The sequence below is a fragment of the Prevotella amnii CRIS 21A-A genome, assembly GCF_000177355.1.
GTDB lineage: Bacteria > Bacteroidota > Bacteroidia > Bacteroidales > Bacteroidaceae > Prevotella > Prevotella amnii.
In genome coordinates this window covers 1-20,975 of sequence record NZ_ADFQ01000075.1, presented here as the reverse complement: position 1 = coordinate 20,975, position 20,975 = coordinate 1, and the positions used below count along the sequence as shown (strand labels likewise).

The window sequence follows — 20,975 nt, the reverse complement described above, 5'->3', positions numbered from 1 at the left end:
TCTACAACGAACACCCACACCGAAAAAGGAAATTAATGAGTATCAGACTAAGTAAAGCAATTCGAGAATTAAACATTGGACTTCCAACGGCTGTTGAGTTTCTACAAAAGAAGCTCGAATTAAGCGAAGAGTCTATTGATGTTAACTACAAGCTAAGCGATAATCAATATAAGGCTCTCATAAAAGCTTTTAAAAACGATAAAGACGTAAAGGACAAAGCCGCAGATATCCTACAAAAGAAAGCAAAAGATAAAAAAGAAAGCACAAAGACAACTAATCATAGTGCAGATAGCTTGTTCGCCTCTAAAAGGCAAAAATATACCCCACTTGGTAAAATAGACCTTCAAGAGAAGAACAAACCATCGTCAAAGGGAGCAAAGCCTGTTAGTACAGATACATCTGTTGCAAAAAATTCTTCTAAAGAAGTATTAGCAAAAGATGAAAAAACAGAACAAGTAACAACTCCTAAGCAAGAAACTCCTGAGGTGAAAGAAGCTAAGGCTGATAAACTATCTGATAAAAAAGAAGCACAAATAACAGAAGTTTCTACAGAAAGCAAACAAGAGAAACAAGCTAAAATAAAAAACGAAACTATTAACGTTTTAGTGAATACAGAAAAGAAAGTAGAAAACATAGCTACTCAAGGAGCAGCTAATGTAGAAACAGAGACAAAGGACGAAGGTATCTTTAAGACAAAAAATGAAGAAAAGATGCTTAACGCCCCAAAAGTGAACGTGCTTGGTAAAATAGATTTAAGTAGCCTTAATCAAAGCACTCGCCCTAAAAAGAAGAGCAAAGAAGAGCGCAAAAAAGAGCGTGAAGACAAGGCTGAACAAAAGAAAGCACAAAGTAAGAAAAAGCGTGTACGCATTAATAAAGAACGCGTAGATATTAATGCATCTGCAAATCAGCAAGGCAGCGGGCAAGGTAATCGTAACAAGAGTAACAACAACAGCCACAACAACAACCGTGGCAGCGGCAAGAAAAACAACCGCAACAATAACAACAACCGCAATCATAAGCCTTTAGAGGTAGACGATGAGGCTGTTGCACGTCAGGTAAAGGAAACTCTGGCTCGCCTTACAAGTAAGACCCAAAACAAAAAAGGTGCTAAATATCGCAAAGAGAAGCGTGAGGCAGTACAGGAAAAACTTAATGCAGAAGCACGTGCAGAGAAGAGAGAAAGTAAGGTTTTGAAGCTTACCGAGTTTGTTACTGTGTCAGAACTGGCTACCATGATGAATGTCCCTGTAACTAATGTTATATCAACATTAATGTCAGTAGGCATTATGGTTTCTATAAATCAACGTTTAGATGCCGAGACTATTAATCTTGTAGCAGACGAGTTCAACTTTAAAACAGAATATGTTTCTGCCGAAGTACAGGAAGCAGTAAGCGAGGAAATAGACGATGAGAATGACCTTGTCTCGCGTGCTCCTATTGTAACAGTGATGGGTCATGTAGATCATGGTAAGACTTCGTTGCTCGATTATATTCGTAATACAAATGTTATCGCTGGTGAAGCTGGTGGTATCACACAACATATAGGCGCATATTGTGTGAAAGTGGGTAGCGGAAAGAGTGTAACCTTCTTAGACACTCCCGGACACGAGGCCTTTACAGCTATGCGTGCTCGTGGTACTCAAGTAACAGACATCGCTATAATCATTATTGCTGCCGACGACTCTGTCATGCCTACTACTCGTGAAGCCATTTCTCATGCACAAGCAGCTGGCGTTCCAATGGTGTTTGCCATAAACAAGATAGACAAGCCCGGAGCTAATCCTGATAAGATACGTGAAGACCTTTCACAGATGAATCTCCTTGTAGAAGAATGGGGTGGTAAATATCAATGTCAGGAAATTAGCGCAAAGAAAGGGATTGGTGTTGAAGACTTATTAGATAAGGTACTTCTTGAAGCAGAGATGCTCGACTTAAAAGCTAACCCAAATCGCAAAGCTACAGGTACTATCATCGAGTCGTCTTTAGACAAAGGACGTGGTTATGTTAGCACAGTATTAGTTTCTAATGGTACTTTAAAGATAGGAGATAATGTCATTGCTGGCACCTCATACGGACGTATTAAAGCTATGTTTAACGAGCGTAACCAACGTATTGAAACCGCTAAGCCTGCAGAACCTGCCATTATATTAGGTTTAAATGGTGCTCCTGCAGCTGGTGATACTTTCCATGTTATGGAAACAGAGCAAGAAGCACGTGAGATAGCCAATAAGCGAGAGCAACTACAACGTGAGCAAGGGCTACGTACACAGACCAGACTTACCTTGTCTGATATTTCTCATCGTATTGCTCGTGGAGAGTTTCATGAGATGAATATTATAGTAAAAGGAGATACCGATGGGTCTATAGAAGCCTTGTCTGATTCATTTATTAAACTATCAACAGAGAAAGTTAATGTAAATGTTATTAGTAAAGCAGTAGGTCAGATCTCTGAAAGCGATGTAATGCTTGCAAGCGCATCAGATGCTGTCATTGTAGGTTTTCAGGTACGTCCATCTACAGAAGCACGTCGTTTAGCCGATCGTGAGGGGGTAGAGATTAACACTTACTCTGTTATCTACGATGCTATTGATGATGTAAAATCCACTATGGTGGGTATGCTTGATAAGGTAAAGAAAGAAATTATAACAGGACAAGTAGAAGTAAAACAAGTCTTTAAAATTTCAAAAGTTGGTACTGTGGCAGGAGCTTTGGTAACTGAAGGTAAAGTACACAACAAAGATAAAGGAAGAGTGGTACGCAACGGTATCGTTATACACACAGCTCCTATTGATGCTCTAAAAAGATATAAAGACGATGTTAAAGAAGTCGCTACAGGTTTGGAATGTGGTATATCACTCGTCAATTACAACGATTTACAAACGGGAGATATTATTGAAACATTCACAGAAATAGAAGTTGAACAAAAATTATAATGAAATAACAATAAAATCCCCTAATACACGATGTATTTAGGGGATTTTTTATTATCTTCGTAGCAACAAATGTTACTGCCTTTTATTATGGTATAGCATTTGTTGTCTTTATTAATAAAAGAGATTTAAATAATGTCAGATAACAAAAATAACGAATATGTAAAGAAGATTGCTGAGCAAAAATATGAATTTGGGTTCACAACAGACGTACACACCGATATTATTCCAAAAGGATTAAATGAAGATATTGTACGTTTAATCTCGGCAAAAAAAGGTGAGCCAGACTGGCTTCTTGATTTCCGTTTAGAAGCTTTCAGGTATTGGCAAACCCTTCCTATCCCCCAATGGGGGCATCTAACCCTTCCTGAACTACATCTTCAGGACATCTCTTACTATGCTGATCCGTTAGCAAAAAAGCCTAAGGATAAAGAAATTGACCCTGAGTTAGAAAAAACATTTGATAAGCTTGGCATTCCTTTAGAGGAACGCTTAGCTTTGAGCGGTACTGCCGTTGATGCTGTAATGGACTCTGTTTCTGTAAAAACTACTTTTAAAAAACAATTAGCAGAAAAGGGTATAATCTTTTGTTCTTTTGGCGAAGCTGTTAAGGAGCACCCCGCTTTAGTACGTCAATACTTAGGAAGTGTGGTACCTTATAAGGACAACTGGTCATCAGCTCTTAACTCTGCTGTTTTTAGCGATGGATCATTTGTTTACATACCAAAAGGTGTTCGTTGTCCTATGGAGCTTAGTTCGTACTTTCGTATAAATGCTGTCAATACAGGGCAGTTTGAACGTACGCTAATAATTGCTGACGATAATGCCTACGTTAGCTACTTAGAAGGTTGTACTGCGCCTATGCGTGATGAAAACCAGCTACATGCTGCTGTAGTAGAAATAATTGTAATGAACAATGCTGAAGTTAAGTATTCTACTGTGCAAAACTGGTATCCTGGCGATGAACATGGCAAAGGCGGTGTACTTAATCTTGTTACAAAGCGTGGAGAATGTAGAGGTGCCAATTCTGTTTTATCATGGACACAGGTAGAAACAGGGTCTGCAATAACATGGAAATATCCTTCTTGCATTCTTAGAGGAAACAATTCTCAAGCGGAGTTTTATTCAGTAGCTGTTACCAATAACTATCAGGAAGCAGATACAGGGACTAAAATGATACACATAGGAAAGAACACTAAAAGTACTATTATATCTAAAGGAATATCTGCCGGTCATAGCCAAAACTCATATAGAGGCTTAGTGCGAGCAACAGCTAATGCTGATAATGCACGCAACTATTCAAGCTGCGACTCCCTACTCTTAGGTTCAAAATGTGGTGCTCACACTTTCCCTTACATGGATATTCATAACGATTCTGCCATAGTAGAACACGAGGCAACTACATCTAAAATAAACGAAGAACAACTTTTCTATTGTAATCAACGTGGTATACCAACGGAAGATGCTGTAGGCTTAATCGTGAATGGATATGCAAAAGATGTGTTAAACAAACTTCCTATGGAATTTGCTGTAGAAGCGCAAAAGCTCCTTTCTGTAACATTAGAAGGAACAGTAGGATAAATAAAAACGTATTATTAATGAAGAAATTACCTCAAGGCTAACGCCAAAAGAGGTACATAAGAAAAAAAGAAGCCTGTTTTAAGAAAATAAGGCACAGAGAATAGACCAAAGCCAATAGGCTTTCTGATATTTTTTATATGTGTTAGAGATAATATTAACAAAATAAGATATAAAACATTATGTTAGAAGTAAGAAACTTGCATGCTACTATTGCAGGTAAAGAAATATTAAGAGGCATCAACCTCACTATTAACGACGGAGAAATACATGCTATCATGGGACCTAATGGGTCTGGAAAGTCTACCCTAAGCGCCGTTCTTACGGGTAACCCTCTTTATAAAGTTACTGATGGTATGGCAGTTTTTAATGGTAAAAACCTCCTCGAAATGAAACCAGAAGATCGTGCTCGTGAAGGACTTTTCTTATCTTTCCAATACCCAGTGGAAATACCTGGTGTGAGCATGACCAATTTTATGAAAGCCGCAATAAATGCAAAGCGTATATATCAAGGTTTAGAGCCTTTAAAAGCCTCCGACTTTATGACACTTATGCGTGAAAAAAGAAAACTCGTAGAATTAGATTCAAAGTTATCACGTCGCAGTGTTAATGAGGGTTTTTCTGGTGGGGAAAAGAAAAGAAATGAAATATTTCAAATGGCTATGTTAGAACCGAAACTTAGCATCTTAGATGAGACTGATTCAGGTTTAGATGTTGATGCCATGCGTATAGTTGCAGAAGGTGTTAACAAAATGCACACTAAAGAGACATCGGCTATTGTCATTACACACTACGAACGCTTACTCGATATGATCAAACCTGATTTTATTCACGTTCTTTATAAAGGGCAGATAGTGAAAACGGCTGGTCCTGAACTTGCTAAAGATATAGAGTTACGTGGTTATGATTGGATAAAAGAAGAGGTTGATAAATACTAATTATTTCATGAAAAGTGAACAACAATATATAGACCTATATACACAGGCATCACAGCTTATTAAAAGTAAGTCTGTAAAAGTGATGAATGACCTCCGTGATGAGGCTTTTATGAATTTTAAAAAATTAGGTTTCCCTTCTAAAAAAGAGGAACGCTATAAGTATACTAATATCCATTCGCTCTTTGAACCAAATTACGGCTTGAATCTAAACAGATTGGAAATACCTATAGACCCTTATAAAACTTTCAAATGTGGCATTCCTAATCTTAGCACATCACTTTACTTTATTGTAAACGATCAATTATATACAAAAAAACTTCCTAATACTTATTTAGGAGAAGGAGTTATCATTGATAGTCTTGCTAAAGCAGCTACACATTATCCAGAGCTTATTACAAAATATTATGGAAAGCTTGCTAAGACATCAGAAGATGGCATAACAGCTTTAAATACAATGTTAGCACAGGACGGGTTATTTATATATGTTCCTAAAAACGTAAAATTAAAAAATACCGTACAGATAGTAAACATTCTTCGTTCTGATGTAGACCTAATGGTAAATAGGCGTGTTCTTATTATCTTGGAAGAAGGAGCAGAAGGGCAATTCCTCTTTTGCGATGATACTGCCGATGATAGAAATTTCCTAACAACACAAGTTATCGAAGCCTTTGTAGGAAACAATGCTCATATTGATCTTAATTGTCTTGAGGAAACACATACCAAGAATGTGCGTATTTCTAATGCTTTTATTCAACAGGAAAGCTATTCTAAAGCAAGCCATAATGTTATTACTTTACATAATGGTATTACGCGTAATATGCTAAATCTGACATTTAAAGGTCAGCATAGTGAGTGTTTTATTAATGGCTGTATAATAGCCGACAAAGAACAACACGTAGACAACAACACACTCATAGATCATGCTGCACCTCACTGCCAGAGCCATGAGCTTTACAAATATGTACTTAATGACAAAGCTGTAGGTGCTTTTGCAGGACTTGTTTTAGTACGTAAAGAAGCACAAAAGACAACTTCAATAGAGACTAACCGTAATCTTGTTTCTACTAATACTGCACGCATGTACTCACAGCCCATGTTAGAAATATATGCCGATGATGTACAGTGTAATCACGGATCTACAGTAGGACAACTTAATGATGCTGCTCTTTTTTATATGCAACAACGTGGTATTGATCAGCAAGAAGCACGTACTCTACTCCAAACTGCATTTATCTACGAGGTCATAGATAAAATAGAGCTCGATTCTTTACGCGAACGCTTACATCTTTTAGTAGAAAAACGCTTCCGTGGAGAACTTAATAAATGTAACAGATGTAAAATTTGTAAATAAGAAAGGAATATATTTATGTATGACACTAATAAGGTACGAGCCGATTTCCCTATCCTATCACGCACCATTCATGGCAAGCCTTTAGTGTATTTAGATAACGGGGCTACTACACAAAAGCCCCTTTCCGTGTTAGAGGCTATGCACAATGAATATATTAATGTTAATGCTAATGTACATCGTGGTGTACATTGGCTTTCACAACAAGCTACAGACCTACATGAAGCAGCACGTGAAACAGTAAGACAATTCATCAATGCTAAGTCTATAACCGAAATAGTTTTCACACGTGGGACAACAGAAAGCCTCAACCTAATAGCGTCTTCTTTCGCTGATGGATTTCTTAAAGAAGGTGATGAGGTTATAATTTCCACTATGGAACACCACTCTAATATAGTACCTTGGCAATTGCAGGCTGCCAAAAAAGGAATAGCATTAAAAGTCATTCCTCTGACTAAAGCTGGAGAGTTAGACCTGAAAGTTTATACTAAACTCTTCACTCCTCATACCAAACTTGTAAGCATAACTCATGTTAGTAATGTGCTTGGCACTATAAATCCTGTAAAAAAAATAATAAGTATAGCACATGAACATAACGTACCTGTTATGTTAGACGGCGCACAAAGTGTACCTCATTTTAAAGTAGATGTACAACAACTTGACTGCGACTTCCTTGCTTTTAGTGGACATAAAATATATGGCCCTACAGGGGTAGGCGTTCTCTATGGTAAAGAAGAATGGTTAGACAAGCTACCACCATATCAAGGTGGAGGTGAAATGATAGAACACGTTAGCTTTGAAAAAACAACCTTCGAACGTCCACCACTAAAGTTTGAAGCTGGTACACCTGATTATATCGCCACCCATGGCTTAGCTACTGCCATTAATTACGTTACTCATTTAGGTATGGATAACATCTTTGCCCATGAGCAAGAGCTAACTCGTTATGCCTTGCAACAACTCCGTGAGATAAAAGATATACACATATATGGTCATACTGATAATTTTGGAGATGCCGTTATCAGCTTTAACGTTGGCAATATTCACCATATGGATATTGGCACATTGCTCGACCAGTTAGGTATTGCTGTTAGGACAGGACATCATTGTGCTCAACCCCTAATTGAGACTTTAGGCACATTAGGTACTGTACGTGCTTCTTTTGGACTATATAACACAAAAGAAGAAGTAGATGAGCTCGTAAAAGGTCTGAAAAAAGTTTTAACTATGTTTTAAAGAACACTATTAAATGCTATATTCTCAATATAATATTGGGCTATGTGAAGCTGGCTGCGATGAGGCTGGGCGTGGTTGCTTAGCAGGTAGTGTATATGCTGCTGCTGTTATACTACCTAAAACCTATTGTAATGAGCATCTCAATGATTCTAAAAAACTATCTTCAAAGACACGCTACGCCTTACGTAAAGATATAGAACTTAACGCTGTAGCATGGGCAATAGGTAAAGTTACTCCAGAAGAAATAGATCGGATAAATATACTTAACGCCAGTATTCTTGCCATGCATCGTGCACTCGATCAGCTTATTATTCGCCCTGAAGCTATCATAATAGACGGAAATCGCTTCAAACCCTATCACAACATACCCTATACTACTATTATTAAAGGTGATGGCAAATACTTATCAATAGCAGCTGCTTCTATATTAGCAAAAACATATCGAGATGATTATATGTGTACTCTTGCTAAAAAATATCCCCAATACGAATGGGAACATAACATGGGATACCCTACTAAAGCACACCGACAAGCTATTGCTAAATATGGTATTACTCCTTATCATCGTAAGAGTTTTAAACTACTTGGCGAAACTAAACAACTACTGTTATTTTAATATGTATTCTATGTTTTTATTATATAACTTAAATTATAATTTAACATTATAAAATTTTATATTTAGAAAATTTTAATAATAGAGTTCTTATACCAGCTTCCTTAAAAGAGATCTTTGCCTTTGCATTCTCTCCTTGCCCCTCTATACTTAAAACCTCTCCTATACCAAACCTCTGATGCTCTATAATTGTACCTACTCCTATTAATTTATCATTAACCTTAGACTTTATATCTGATTCATCAGCATTTTGCATTACCCTTCCTCCATTAGTAATAGCTGCTGATAAACGACGGAAATTACCTCCTTCTGACAATAATATGCTCTTTGCACGTGCTGATAAAGGGTCGACTGCCACCTCGGCACGTTTACGCTCCGTTATCTTAGGTTTAGGATCCGCACGAAACTGGCTACCTACAGGATTATTATTTTGGAATCTACTGTCAAGCCGTTTATAATCGCTACCATATTGCCTGCTACCCAAATATGGCTTATTAGGCTCATATTCCTGAGTTTTATTGGCTCTATAGCCTCTATATTGTGATGTATAACTTTCGTTTTTTATGCTTCCTACCCGCTCTTTATAACAACTATTATCAGCCATCATACTCTCTTCCTTACAAATAAGATTCGGATCTATATCCTTAATAAAACGACTTGGAGTATCAAACTGCATCGCGCCATAACGGAAACGATTCTTGGCATTAGTAATAATACAATGACGACCTGCACGAGTAATAGCTACATATAAGAGTCTACGCTCTTCTTCTATTTCACGTCTTGAATTTGCTGACATCGGACTAGGAAAAATATTTTCTTCCAAACCCACAATAAAAACAGTAGGATATTCTAACCCCTTAGCTGCATGAATTGTCATCATTGTTACCTTTGGGGAATCATCATCAGTCTTATCATTATCAGAATATAAAGCTATTTCTTGTAAATAATCAGTAAGAAAAACATTATCTTCTCTGTTTTCTTCACGTGCAGTATCTACAAACTCTTGCATTGCAGAAAGAAACTCTTCAAGATTTTCTTGTTTCGACAAAGATTCGGTATCAGAGTTAGAGTAAATATCATTAGATATTTTACTTTGCATAACTATATCCTTCCCTAACAAATAGGCATCTGTTGTCGTTAGACGTGCCACAAAGCTATTAATAAGTAATATAAATTCATTTATTTTTGATAACGTTCCACTATTTACCTTAAGCCCATATTGTAATGGATTAGTTATAACTTGCCAAAGACTAACCATGTTTTCTGAAGCACAAGCTATAATTTTTTCTATCGTTGTTTTACCTATACCTCGAGCAGGATAATTTATTATACGACGAAAAGCCTCTTCATCATTATTATTAACAATAAGACGAAAATAAGCTATAATATCTTTTATCTCTTTACGCTGATAAAATGATAATCCGCCCACAATCTTATAAGGTATTGATTGACGGCGAAATTCATCTTCAAAAGTACGACTTTGTGCATTTGTTCTATACAAAATAGCAAAATCAGAATAAGATGCATTATCAATATGTTTAATACGTTGCAACTCTTTAGCAACAACAATAGCTTCTTCTTTATCGCTATAACATGGCTTATATTGTAATTTACTCCCCTCTTCTTCCTGCGAATATACATCCTTTGAAATCTGATGTTCATTATGCTTCATCAACGAATTAGCAGCTTTTACTATAAATTGTGTCGAACGATAGTTCCTCTCCAACTTAAACGTTTGTACATCTTTAAATATATTTTTAAAATTAAGAATATTATCAATATTTGCCCCTCTAAATGAATATATGCTTTGGTAATCATCTCCAACGACGCATATATGCTGATGTATGTTTACAAGTTGGGTAATTATAGCTACCTGTGCATAATTAGTATCCTGATACTCATCAACAAGAATATATTCAAATAATTTAGCATATTTGTTTCTCACATCTTCATTATCTCGGAATAACACGTAAGTGTTTACAAGTATGCTGTCAAAGTCCATAGCATTAGCCTGTTTACAACGTGCTTCATAAGCCTTATAAATAGAATAGACATAAGGCATACGACATTGCTTGTCTCTATCTATGGCTGCCTTATCTTGTTCATACTTATCAGCTGTAATGAGATGATTTTTCGCCATAGATATAAAGTTATGCACCATATTAAGCTTATATACTTTTTCATCATATCCCATAACCTTGATTATATTCTTAAGCAACGAGCGAGAATCGCTCTCATCGTAAATTGTAAAACTACTGTTATAGCCAATATACTGTGATTCTTTGCGTAAAATTCGTGAGAATATAGAATGAAAAGTACCCATATAAATACGGTTAGCATCGCTTTGGTTTGTTATTTTTGCTATACGATCTTTCATTTCACGAGCAGCCTTATTGGTAAATGTTAGGGCAAGAATATTCCAAGGTTTTAATCCTGATTCTAAAAGATAAGCTATCTTATAAGTAAGCACACGAGTTTTACCTGAGCCTGCTCCTGCTACTACCAATGAAGGACCATCACAATATTCCACCGCTTCACGTTGATGAGGATTCAATTCACTTAATAATATTTCTTTTTTATTTTTCATTTCACTTTAATGTTCTTTAGGGAATAGTTTTATAAAAAGCATCTGCCTTTCTATTTGTTTCATACGTTTATACATATAAGGACCTGGCGATTTAGAGGAAAAACGCCTTGGGTTTGGTAATGTTGCGGCTATCAAAGCACAATTGCTTCTACTTAGGTCCTTAGCTTCAACCCCAAAATGATGTTTAGCTACAGCTTGTACACCATAAATACCATTCCCCATTTCTATTGAATTAAGATACACCTCCATAATACGCTGCTTACTCCACATTGTTTCTATAAGGAATGTAAAATATGCTTCTAATCCCTTTCGTATCCACGATCGCCCTTGCCACAAAAATACATTTTTAGCCGTTTGTTGTGATATAGTAGAACCACCACGTAAGCGTTTACTACTATTAAGATTTTCTTTAGCAGCTTGTTCTATAGCTTTATAATCAAACCCGTGATGAGAAAGAAAACGCTGATCCTCACTAGCTATTACTGCTACTGGCATATAAGGAGATATTTCTTTTAAAGAAACCCACGAATGGTATAACTTTATATCTTCTCCTTTCCTCATTTGTTCAAAGCAACGTGATAACATAAGAGGCGTAAAAACAACAGGAACAAACCTATATATAACAACACTAAGTATTGATGATACAAATAATAATCCTACTACCAAACGGAAAATCTTTAATATTTTCTTTATCATAAAATCTAAAATAAAGCCCAACCAGCAAATGCAAAATTAATCATAAACTCTGAAGAATCATTCTTTCAACATGGAAAAGTTAAAATTATCCCTTAGTCTTCTGTATATTTTCCCTTAAATATAAGTTACTCTTTTTTGTAGCTATACTTATATTTACTCCTCTTGACACTATTTTCTTATTCATATACTTGTATTTCCTCTCCTTGATTATGTTTTCTTCTATAAATATTATCTTATAAATAGTTTCATAAGATATACAAATCATTTTTCAGATTTCAGTTAAAATCTTTTAATGAGAATATAAAATATACATATAATCTTTGTAAAATAACTAATAATTAGTACATTTGCATGCAACAAATTTTTTACTTATTATGTCTTCATTTGTTGCAGAAAAAATTGTAATGGACGGATTAACCTATGATGACGTCCTTTTAATTCCAGCTTATTCTGAAGTACTCCCTAAAGAAGTACAGTTAAAAACCAAGTTTTCTCGTAATATTGAGCTAAACATTCCTTTTGTTACAGCTGCAATGGACACTGTAACAGAAAGCTCTATGGCTATAGCTATTGCAAGAGAAGGAGGTATTGGCGTTATCCATAAAAATATGTCTATTGAAGAACAAGCGCGCCAAGTAGCTATTGTGAAACGTGCAGAAAATGGTATGATTTATGATCCAGTAACTATTCGGCGTGGAAGCACAGTGCAAGAAGCATTGTCTATAATGGCAGAATATCATATTGGGGGTATTCCTGTAGTTGACGATGATAATCATTTAGTAGGAATTGTAACTAATCGAGACTTACGTTTTGAACGTTGCTTAGATAAAAGTATTGATCAAGTAATGACAAGTGAAAATCTTGTTACCACTCATCAGAAAACAAATTTATCTGAAGCTGCAGAGATATTACAAGAAAACAAAATTGAAAAACTACCTGTTGTAGATAAAGACAACCATCTTATAGGATTAATTACTTATAAAGATATTACAAAAGCAAAAGACAAGCCTATGGCTTGTAAAGATGATAAAGGGCGTCTTCGTGTAGCTGCCGGAGTAGGTGTTACTATTGACACTATGGAACGTGCTCAAGCATTGGTTAATGCTGGAGTAGATGCTATTGTTATAGATACTGCTCATGGTCATTCTATAGGAGTTATAGAGAAGCTTAGGGAAGTAAAAAAATCTTTTCCTTCATTAGATGTTGTTGTAGGAAATATAGCAACAGGAGATGCTGCTAAGTTCCTTTTAAAGAATGGTGCAGATGCTGTTAAAGTGGGTATTGGACCAGGATCTATTTGTACTACTCGAGTTGTTGCTGGTGTTGGAGTTCCTCAACTGAGTGCTATATATGATGTTTATTCTGCTTTAAAAGATACAGATGTTCCTTTAATTGCAGATGGCGGATTACGTTATTCTGGCGATATTGTAAAGGCTTTGGCTGCTGGAGGAAGTTCTGTTATGATAGGTTCTTTAGTAGCTGGTACAGAAGAAAGTCCTGGCGATACTATTATTTTTAATGGGCGTAAATTTAAAAGCTATCGGGGAATGGGCTCGCTTGAGGCTATGGAACAAAAGAATGGCTCTCGCGATCGTTACTTCCAAGGCGATGTAAGCGATATTAAAAAACTTGTACCAGAAGGTATTGCAGGAAGAGTTCCTTACAAAGGTACGGTTCAAGAAGTGGTTTATCAACTTGTAGGAGGTTTGCGTTCTGGTATGGGATATTGTGGTTCAGCTTCTATAAAACAACTCCATAAAGCTAAGTTTACACGCATTACTAATGCTGGAATATTAGAAAGCCACCCTCATGATATATCTATCACAAGTGAAGCACCTAACTATTCACGTCATGATTAAAAGGATAATGCTATTTAGCTATTAACGTTAACTTACATTATTTTTTTCAACAAACAGAAAAAAATCCTTATCTTTGTAGTCTGATAAAAAGTAGATGAAAATAATATTATTACTTCTTCTTCTTATAACAAGATGGCAAGCTATAGCTCAAAGTAGCTCTGTTGTTATGTCTATTAATGGTAAGGTTGTTACTAGAGAAGAATTCGAATATGCTTACAAAAAGAATAATAAAGGCAGTCAACACATTAGTGTGACTGCTTTTGCTAAGCAGTATGCTGTTTATAAACAAAAAGTAGCTGCCGCTGAAGAAGCACAACTTGATAAACTTTCTTCACTTAACAATGATATAGATGTTCTTCTTTCGCATAAAGAAGAACCTAAAACTTATATAAAAGACAATTTTAAATCAACTCCTTTTGAACAAAATGCTAATCTTCTGTATCGTATCTATAATGACGAGATAAATAATAATGGAGGACTATTTCGTTATGGAGAAATTTTCTTAAGTATTAAGCAACATTCTACTGCTTATGAAGAAGATAAAATACATCTGCTTGCCGATTCTATTTATATTGCACTACAACATGGAGACAATTTTGAAACTCTTGCAAAGAAATATTCTAATAGAAAAGAAGAAGGTGTCTTTTTTATAGCTACTAAAAATAATATGTTAGAAGATGTAGAGAAAGTTCTCTCTACTATGAAGGTGGGTGAAATATGTAGGCCTATTAGCTCTCCATTTGGATTACATATTTTAAAACTTATAGGTCGTGAAAAATTTCCTACATATAAGGTTATACGTCCACAATTAATACTACAAATAGAAAAATCTAATCTTCGCAAACAAATTATAGAACAACAACAAAATAAAATTCCTTATACAGAAGCCATCTCTGATATTGACACAAAAAGAAAAGCCAATACTATTATAGATGAGAATTTACGTCGTGAAATACATGACGGATTATTAGTAGCTGCTATAACACAAAGGAAATTAGATAGCTTACTTAATAATGAAAAAGAATTACAACATTATTTTAGTAAGCACAAAAAGATTTTTCGCAATATCAATAAAAACAAAAGTAATAATATAATCTCATTTAAAGATAATCTGCCACTTATAAAAATATGTTATAAACAATTTCTTGAACATATTTGGGAAAAAGAATTAAAACATAAATATAATGTTGTTATCAATAAAAAAGAATTGTCGATAATACGTAAGATATTTAAAGCTAATGAAGATAAATAAAGTAAAAAAAATAATGCTGTTATTTTGTACAGCACTATCAATAATGAGTATTCGTGCAGGTATTTACAATACTAAAAGATCTTTATATACAAAAGACGATACAACAAAAACTATAGTACAACAACCTAATAACACACCTATAAGTAAGAAAAATATCATAGATGAAGTGATTTGGGTTGTAGGAGATGAGCCTATTCTACGTTCAGAAGTAGAAATTACCAAGCTACAAGGTGAAGCTGAAGGCACAAAATGGGCAGGTGACCCAGAATATCTTATACCAGAACAGATTGCTGTACAAAAGCTTTTTCTTCATCAAGCAGCCCTCGATAGCTTAACAATTACAGAAAGTGAAATTTATCAAGGAGTAGAACAGCAGATAAACTACTGGATTTCACTTCCTCAAATTGGCTCAAAGGAACGATTAGAAGAGTTCCAACATAAAAGTTTAGCACAAATACGCCAAGACTTACACGATGACTACAAGAATCGTCAACTTGTTCAAAAGATGCAAGAAAAATTAGTTTCTGACATAAAAGTATCGCCATCAGAAGTGCGCACTTATTTTAATAAAATACCTATAGATAGCATTCCTATCGTTCCTACACAAGTAGAAGTAGAGATACTTACTCAAACTCCTAAAATAGAAGTAGAAGAAATTAACAGAATAAAAAATCAGCTACGCGATTATACTAATCGTATAAATAATGGAGAAACAACATTTGAGACCTTAGCTCGACTTTATTCAGAAGATCCTGGCTCTGCTCGTCAAGGCGGAGAATTAGGTTTTATAGGTAGGGCGTCTCTCGATCCCGCTTTTGCTGGCGCAGCTTTTAATCTTACTGATCCTAAAAAAATATCAAAAATCGTAGAAAGTGAGTTTGGCTATCATATTATTCAGCTTATTGATAAGCGAGGTGATAAAATAAACGTTCGCCATATTTTATTAAAGCCAAAAGTATCACAAGCAGCTATAGATGCAGCAAAAAACAAATTAGACTCTATAGGTAATGATATTCGCTCTAAAAAATACACTTTTGAAGCAGTAACAGCTTATATGTCAGATGATAAAGACACAAAAAACAGTCATGGATTAATGGTTAATTCCTCTACCAATGCTCGTACTTCACGTTTTAGAATGCAAGATCTTCCCACAGAGGTAGCACGTGTTGTAGATACAATGAAAGTGAATGAGATCTCAGCTCCTTTTACTATGACTAACACAAAGGGTAAGATTGTTTGCGCTATAGTAAAGCTAAAATCGCGTACACCTGAGCATCGTGCATCAATAACAGAGGATTTCCAAGAAATGAAAAATATTGTGCTTGCTAATCGTCGTAGACAGGTAATTCATGATTGGGTAGTAAAGAAAATTAAAGACACCTATGTAAGAATGTTACCACAATATAGAAATGGAAAATATCAATATGAAGGTTGGGTTAGATGATTTCATACCGTTTATATAAAGAATTGACTAGGCATATTATCATTATAAAAATGGTATTATGCCTTTTTGGGATATGCCTATCAGAACCTTTGTGTGCACAGGTAAAAAGAAAGGCTTCAATAGCAAAGATTTTTTTAGATCATGCTGATATACTTCGGCACAGTCCTAATGATCAGACAAATGTGCAAGTAGCTAAGGGTAATGTTATAATGCGTTATAAAGGTTCAACACTAAGGTGCGATAGTGCTTATTTAAACAATGTAGAAAACAGCTTCTCTGCTTTTGGACATGTATACATTACTCATCAAGGAGGTATAACGCTAAATAGTGAACGTGCTTTTTACGAAGGTTTTAATCAGATGCTAAGAGCACGTGGTAAGGTAATGCTACGTGAGCCAAGAAGATCACTTAGATGTGATAGCTTAGATTATAATATGGCATCTAAGGAAGCTAATTTCTTTGGAGGACGTGGCACTTTAGTATATAATGGGAACACTATTATTGCCGACCAAGGCGATTATAACACAGAAACAAAAGATGCAAATTTCTATGGGAATGTGATAATGCGTAGCTATAAATATCACATAACCACTCCTACTGCACATGGTAACACTGAGACCGGAGAACTACACGTAGTAGGTCCTTCGGTCATTCGCACAAGAAAAGGCGAAATTATACATACTAGTGACGGTACATATAATAGTATATCAGATGATATGACTCTCAACGGTCGCTCTACAATAAAATCTCCTCAACGTGATGTTGAGGGTGATTATATTACTTATAATAGTAATACAGGAGATGCTACAGGTCATGGTAAAGTAAAAATTGTAGATAAAGTTAATAAACGCATTATTACTGGAGAAGATGTTATTTATAACTCTAAAACAGGATATAGTGAAGGTAATGGAAACGTAAAGATAATAGACAACCGCGAGCAGCGCACCATGTTTGGTGATAAGATTATCTATAATTCTAAAACAGGTTATAGCGAAGGACATGGAAACGTAAAGATAGTAGATAAAAAAAAGCAACGCACCATGACAGGCAACAACCTTTTTTATAATAGCAAAACTAACGAAGGAGAAGGCAAAGGAAACGTTTTCTTTATAGATCATAAAGAAAAGCATGCTTTTAAAGGAGACTATATCCATTACACCGATTCTGCTGCTATTGGCTTTGGAGGAAATCCGGGCGCAGAGATTATGGATTTTTCACAAAGCAAAGATACTCTCTATATACATGCTGATACTATTAGCATGAAAGGTTTTAATATGAACACACCACAGATGTATAGAAAAATATATGGTGTAAATAATGTACGTGCTTATCGTGCAGACATACAAGGAGTATGTGGATTCTTAGTAACAAACACAAAAGACTCTACCATTACTATGTACGATTATCCTATTATATGGAGCGGCAACCGACAATTAGTAGGCGACTCTATTCGCACTTACATGAACGATTCTACCGTTCGCGAGGCATATATCTTTGGAAATGCTTTTTCTATAGAACAGCTACATGATAAAACACATTATAATCAGTTATCTTCAAAGATGATGCATGCCTTCTTTACTAATGGTAATATTCGTAGAGTAGATGCTATAGGCAACGTACTATCAATATACTATTATACTGAAAAGAATGATACCACCCTTATGGGGCATAATTACACAGAAACCGACACGTTACGTATGTTTATAAACGATAAGCAGCAAATGGAAAAAATATGGCTATCGAAATCGGTAGGAACACTCAGTCCTATGACACAGATACCACCTGAACGCCTTAAACTTCCACATTTCGAATGGTTCGAAGAAGTGAGACCTAAGGATAAAAATGATATTTTTCGTAAAGCTGCTCGTATGTCTGCAACAACTATACGCAATGCGCAAGTAGCTCCTCCTCCTATGCAACATATTGAAGGACGGAAATAAGACAAAATAAAAAAACAATGCTATTTTTTTATAAAAGAAAACCTCGACGATTTCACCATGAATATATTTACGTTGATGAGCGAAAGGAATTTATTGAGAAATTAAAAGAAAAGTATATACAACATAAGTTATGCTCAGAGGATAATAATATAAATTCATCTCTTTATAGACGCGAAAGAATAAAAGAACGAGTCAGAGAAGAGTTTAATAATAATTACCAAAGAGTAAAAAGAAGAAACTATTTTAATATTATCCCACTTGGACTAATAGGATTAATACTTATAGCATTACTTGGAGCTGTGTATATTTGTTTTTATAGATATTTTTTATGAGCGATATAATACAATTATTACCCGACAGTGTTGCCAATCAAATAGCTGCAGGCGAGGTTATACAGCGTCCTGCATCTGTAATTAAAGAGTTAGTTGAAAATTCTGTTGACGCTAAAGCCACCATAATCAACGTATTAGTAATAGATTCAGGACGCACATCAATACAGGTTATTGATAATGGTAAAGGTATGTCTGACACAGATGCACGACTATCCTTTGAACGACATGCAACCTCTAAAATTAGAAAAGCTGATGATCTCTTTGCCTTACACACAATGGGCTTTCGTGGAGAAGCACTTGCCTCTATTGCTGCTGTATCACAAGTAGAACTGAAAACACGCATAGAGGGTCAAGAGTTAGGCTGCCATTTATCTATTTCTGGGGGTAAATTTATAGCACAAGAGCCATGTCAATGCACTATAGGGAGCAATTTCCTGATAGAAAACTTATTCTTCAATGTGCCTGCAAGAAGAAAATTTCTAAAGTCAAACACTACAGAGCTTAACAATATTATTACAGCTTTTCAGCGTATAGCTCTGGTTTACCCTGATATAAATTTTACTCTTCACAGCAATGGCTCTGAAGTATATAATCTTCGAAGAGGTAGTTTTAAACAACGCGTTATAGAAATATTTGGTAAACGACTAAATCAAAGTTTATTACCCATAGATATCGAAACTACCCTGTGCAATATCCATGGCTTTGTAGGAAAGCCTGAGTCTGCCAAGAAAAAAGGAGTTCACCAATACCTTTTTGTTAATGAACGCTATATGAAGCATCCTTATTTTCATAAAGCTATAATGTCTGCTTATGAACGTCTTATACCGCAAGGAGAAATGGTTCCTTATTTTATCTATTTCGACGTACCACCAGAAAATATTGATGTTAATATTCATCCTACAAAAACTGAAATAAAATTTGAAAACGAACAGGCTATTTGGCAAATTCTTATGGCTGCTGTTCGCGATACTATAGGTAAATTTTATGATGTTTCTTCCATTGACTTCGATACTGAAGGACGTCCTGACATTCCTGTGTTTTCACCAAATAACGAAACTGCTGCTCCTGAAACTAATTTTAATCCTAACTTCAACCCATTCTTAGAAAATAGTTTTTCTGATAAAGAAAACCATATAACTACTACTAATAATAATACTGATAACCCAAAATATAATATTAACTCCAACGTTTCTAACCACATAAAAGTTAATACTGATAATTGGGAAGAACTATACGCAGGCTCTTTACAGAATAACACTACTACTAATAATATACAACAAACCTCTTTGCTGGATTTAGATTTTGACGAAAATGGTGAAGAAATTTTAATACAATCGAAACTATCTAAAGATATTGCAACTGCCATAGAAGAAAAATCTCCATCTCATTATCAATATAAAGGAAGATATATTATAACAGCTATAAAATCTGGACTTATGTTTATAGATCAGCATCGTGCACACATAAGGATTTTATATGAAAATTATCTAAAACAATTCACAGAACATAAAGGGCATAGCCAAAAGGTATTATTCCCTGAAGTAATACATCTGACAAAGACAGAACACTCTATCCTTGAAAAGATATTACCCGAAATGCATGATATTGGTTTTCAAATAGATAATATAGGAGGAGATAGCTTTGCTATAAACGGGGTTCCCATAGGATTAGAAGGGCTAAACACAATAAACCTTGTACAAGAAATTATAGTCACAGCAAGTGAAAAGAATATAAGTATAAAAGAAGAAATTAACATATCCATAGCCACCAAATTAGCATACAATGCTGCTATTCCTGTAGGACAAGTATTAGGAAATAAAGAGATGGAATCGCTTGTGAACGACCTTTTTGCTTGTGATACTGTCAATTATACACCTAATGGTAAAACGATTATTGCTATTTTAAAACAGCAAGATATAGATCATCTGTTTTAGAAAAATGAAAGAATTTCTCTATAAGCAACTATTTTATATATTATAAAAACTAACATTTTAAATAACAAAACATTACTATTAGTATAATAATAAAACATCTATACGGAACAAAAATAACCTATTTTTGGTGCAAAAATAAATTAAAAATGCTACAAAAATAGGTTGTTTTTTATTTTCACAAGTTATTCTTTCTCCTACAACTAATGGCTTTTCTCTCTTGCAAAGATAAGCCTATCCAGCTTTTAAACACCTTATATTTGTAGTTTTTCATACTAACAAATAAAA

General features: G+C 35.0%; 13 protein-coding genes. 11 read left to right on the top strand and 2 right to left on the bottom strand.

All coding sequences use genetic code 11. The annotated features are described in order from the left end of the window. The first annotated feature begins 35 nt into the window (after positions 1 to 35). From infB to HMPREF9018_RS06495, 6 genes are all read left to right on the top strand, one after another. Positions 36 to 2,936: a translation initiation factor IF-2 gene (gene infB / locus HMPREF9018_RS06520; protein WP_008449616.1), complete on the top strand. Its 2,901-nt coding sequence runs from the start codon at positions 36 to 38 to the stop codon at positions 2,934 to 2,936. 132 nt (positions 2,937 to 3,068) lie between these two features. After that, positions 3,069 to 4,514 carry a Fe-S cluster assembly protein SufB gene (sufB, locus tag HMPREF9018_RS06515; protein ID WP_008449708.1) on the top strand — a complete coding sequence of 482 codons (1,446 nt, stop codon included), beginning with the start codon at positions 3,069 to 3,071 and terminating at the stop codon, positions 4,512 to 4,514. Positions 4,515 to 4,693: 179 nt separating this feature from the next. Then, positions 4,694 to 5,449, top strand: a complete 756-nt coding sequence (gene sufC / locus HMPREF9018_RS06510; RefSeq protein ID WP_008449770.1) for a Fe-S cluster assembly ATPase SufC — start codon at positions 4,694 to 4,696, stop codon at positions 5,447 to 5,449. 7 nt (positions 5,450 to 5,456) lie between these two features. Continuing rightward, positions 5,457 to 6,800, top strand: coding sequence for a Fe-S cluster assembly protein SufD (sufD, locus tag HMPREF9018_RS06505; RefSeq protein ID WP_008449723.1), 1,344 nt, complete (start codon positions 5,457 to 5,459; stop codon positions 6,798 to 6,800). A gap of 15 nt (positions 6,801 to 6,815) precedes the next feature. Then, complete coding sequence (locus HMPREF9018_RS06500; RefSeq protein ID WP_008449620.1) at positions 6,816 to 8,033, top strand: aminotransferase class V-fold PLP-dependent enzyme; 1,218 nt, start codon at positions 6,816 to 6,818, stop codon at positions 8,031 to 8,033. Positions 8,034 to 8,046: 13 nt separating this feature from the next. After that, a complete protein-coding gene (locus tag HMPREF9018_RS06495; protein WP_008449679.1) occupies positions 8,047 to 8,649 on the top strand; it encodes a ribonuclease HII in 603 nt (200 codons plus the stop codon). 46 nt (positions 8,650 to 8,695) lie between these two features. On the opposite strand, the gene HMPREF9018_RS06490 is transcribed toward HMPREF9018_RS06495, so the two are convergent. Together HMPREF9018_RS06490 and mtgA are read right to left on the bottom strand one after the other, a co-directional pair. Beyond that, a complete protein-coding gene (locus HMPREF9018_RS06490; RefSeq protein ID WP_008449618.1) occupies positions 8,696 to 11,233 on the bottom strand; it encodes an ATP-dependent helicase in 2,538 nt (845 codons plus the stop codon). Positions 11,234 to 11,239: 6 nt separating this feature from the next. After that, a complete protein-coding gene (mtgA, locus tag HMPREF9018_RS06485; protein WP_008449613.1) occupies positions 11,240 to 11,929 on the bottom strand; it encodes a monofunctional biosynthetic peptidoglycan transglycosylase in 690 nt (229 codons plus the stop codon). Between the two features lie 374 nt (positions 11,930 to 12,303). Here mtgA and guaB point away from each other — a divergent pair, with 374 nt between their 5' ends. The 5 genes from guaB to mutL all read left to right on the top strand — a co-directional run bounded on the left by guaB (position 12,304) and on the right by mutL (position 20,690). Beyond that, positions 12,304 to 13,788 (top strand): IMP dehydrogenase, encoded by a 1,485-nt coding sequence (gene guaB / locus HMPREF9018_RS06475; protein ID WP_008449700.1) that lies wholly within the window; start codon positions 12,304 to 12,306, stop codon positions 13,786 to 13,788. A gap of 94 nt (positions 13,789 to 13,882) precedes the next feature. Next, positions 13,883 to 15,040, top strand: coding sequence for a peptidylprolyl isomerase (locus HMPREF9018_RS06470; RefSeq protein WP_008449706.1), 1,158 nt, complete (start codon positions 13,883 to 13,885; stop codon positions 15,038 to 15,040). Next, a complete protein-coding gene (locus HMPREF9018_RS06465) occupies positions 15,027 to 16,484 on the top strand; it encodes a peptidylprolyl isomerase (RefSeq protein ID WP_039864601.1) in 1,458 nt (485 codons plus the stop codon). Before HMPREF9018_RS06470 ends, HMPREF9018_RS06465 begins: the two co-directional genes overlap by 14 nt. 50 nt (positions 16,485 to 16,534) lie before the next feature. After that, the gene (locus HMPREF9018_RS06460) at positions 16,535 to 18,424 is read left to right on the top strand and encodes an OstA-like protein (RefSeq protein ID WP_039864600.1); all 1,890 of its coding nucleotides are present in this window, start codon (positions 16,535 to 16,537) and stop codon (positions 18,422 to 18,424) included. A gap of 328 nt (positions 18,425 to 18,752) precedes the next feature. Beyond that, complete coding sequence (gene mutL / locus HMPREF9018_RS06450) at positions 18,753 to 20,690, top strand: DNA mismatch repair endonuclease MutL (protein WP_008449691.1); 1,938 nt, start codon at positions 18,753 to 18,755, stop codon at positions 20,688 to 20,690. Positions 20,691 to 20,975: the final 285 nt, after the last annotated feature.

Excerpts from the sequence above, each read along its gene's own strand:
- infB (WP_008449616.1), top strand. The coding sequence starts at position 36 with ATGAGTATCAGACTAAGTAAAGCAATTCGAGAATTAAACATTGGACTT.
- sufB (WP_008449708.1), top strand. The coding sequence starts at position 3,069 with ATGTCAGATAACAAAAATAACGAATATGTAAAGAAGATTGCTGAGCAA.
- sufC (WP_008449770.1), top strand. The coding sequence starts at position 4,694 with ATGTTAGAAGTAAGAAACTTGCATGCTACTATTGCAGGTAAAGAAATA.
- sufD (WP_008449723.1), top strand. The coding sequence starts at position 5,457 with ATGAAAAGTGAACAACAATATATAGACCTATATACACAGGCATCACAG.
- HMPREF9018_RS06500 (WP_008449620.1), top strand. The coding sequence starts at position 6,816 with ATGTATGACACTAATAAGGTACGAGCCGATTTCCCTATCCTATCACGC.
- HMPREF9018_RS06495 (WP_008449679.1), top strand. The coding sequence starts at position 8,047 with ATGCTATATTCTCAATATAATATTGGGCTATGTGAAGCTGGCTGCGAT.
- HMPREF9018_RS06490 (WP_008449618.1), bottom strand. The coding sequence starts at position 11,233 with ATGAAAAATAAAAAAGAAATATTATTAAGTGAATTGAATCCTCATCAA.
- mtgA (WP_008449613.1), bottom strand. The coding sequence starts at position 11,929 with ATGATAAAGAAAATATTAAAGATTTTCCGTTTGGTAGTAGGATTATTA.
- guaB (WP_008449700.1), top strand. The coding sequence starts at position 12,304 with ATGTCTTCATTTGTTGCAGAAAAAATTGTAATGGACGGATTAACCTAT.
- HMPREF9018_RS06470 (WP_008449706.1), top strand. The coding sequence starts at position 13,883 with ATGAAAATAATATTATTACTTCTTCTTCTTATAACAAGATGGCAAGCT.
- HMPREF9018_RS06465 (WP_039864601.1), top strand. The coding sequence starts at position 15,027 with ATGAAGATAAATAAAGTAAAAAAAATAATGCTGTTATTTTGTACAGCA.
- HMPREF9018_RS06460 (WP_039864600.1), top strand. The coding sequence starts at position 16,535 with ATGGTATTATGCCTTTTTGGGATATGCCTATCAGAACCTTTGTGTGCA.
- mutL (WP_008449691.1), top strand. The coding sequence starts at position 18,753 with ATGAGCGATATAATACAATTATTACCCGACAGTGTTGCCAATCAAATA.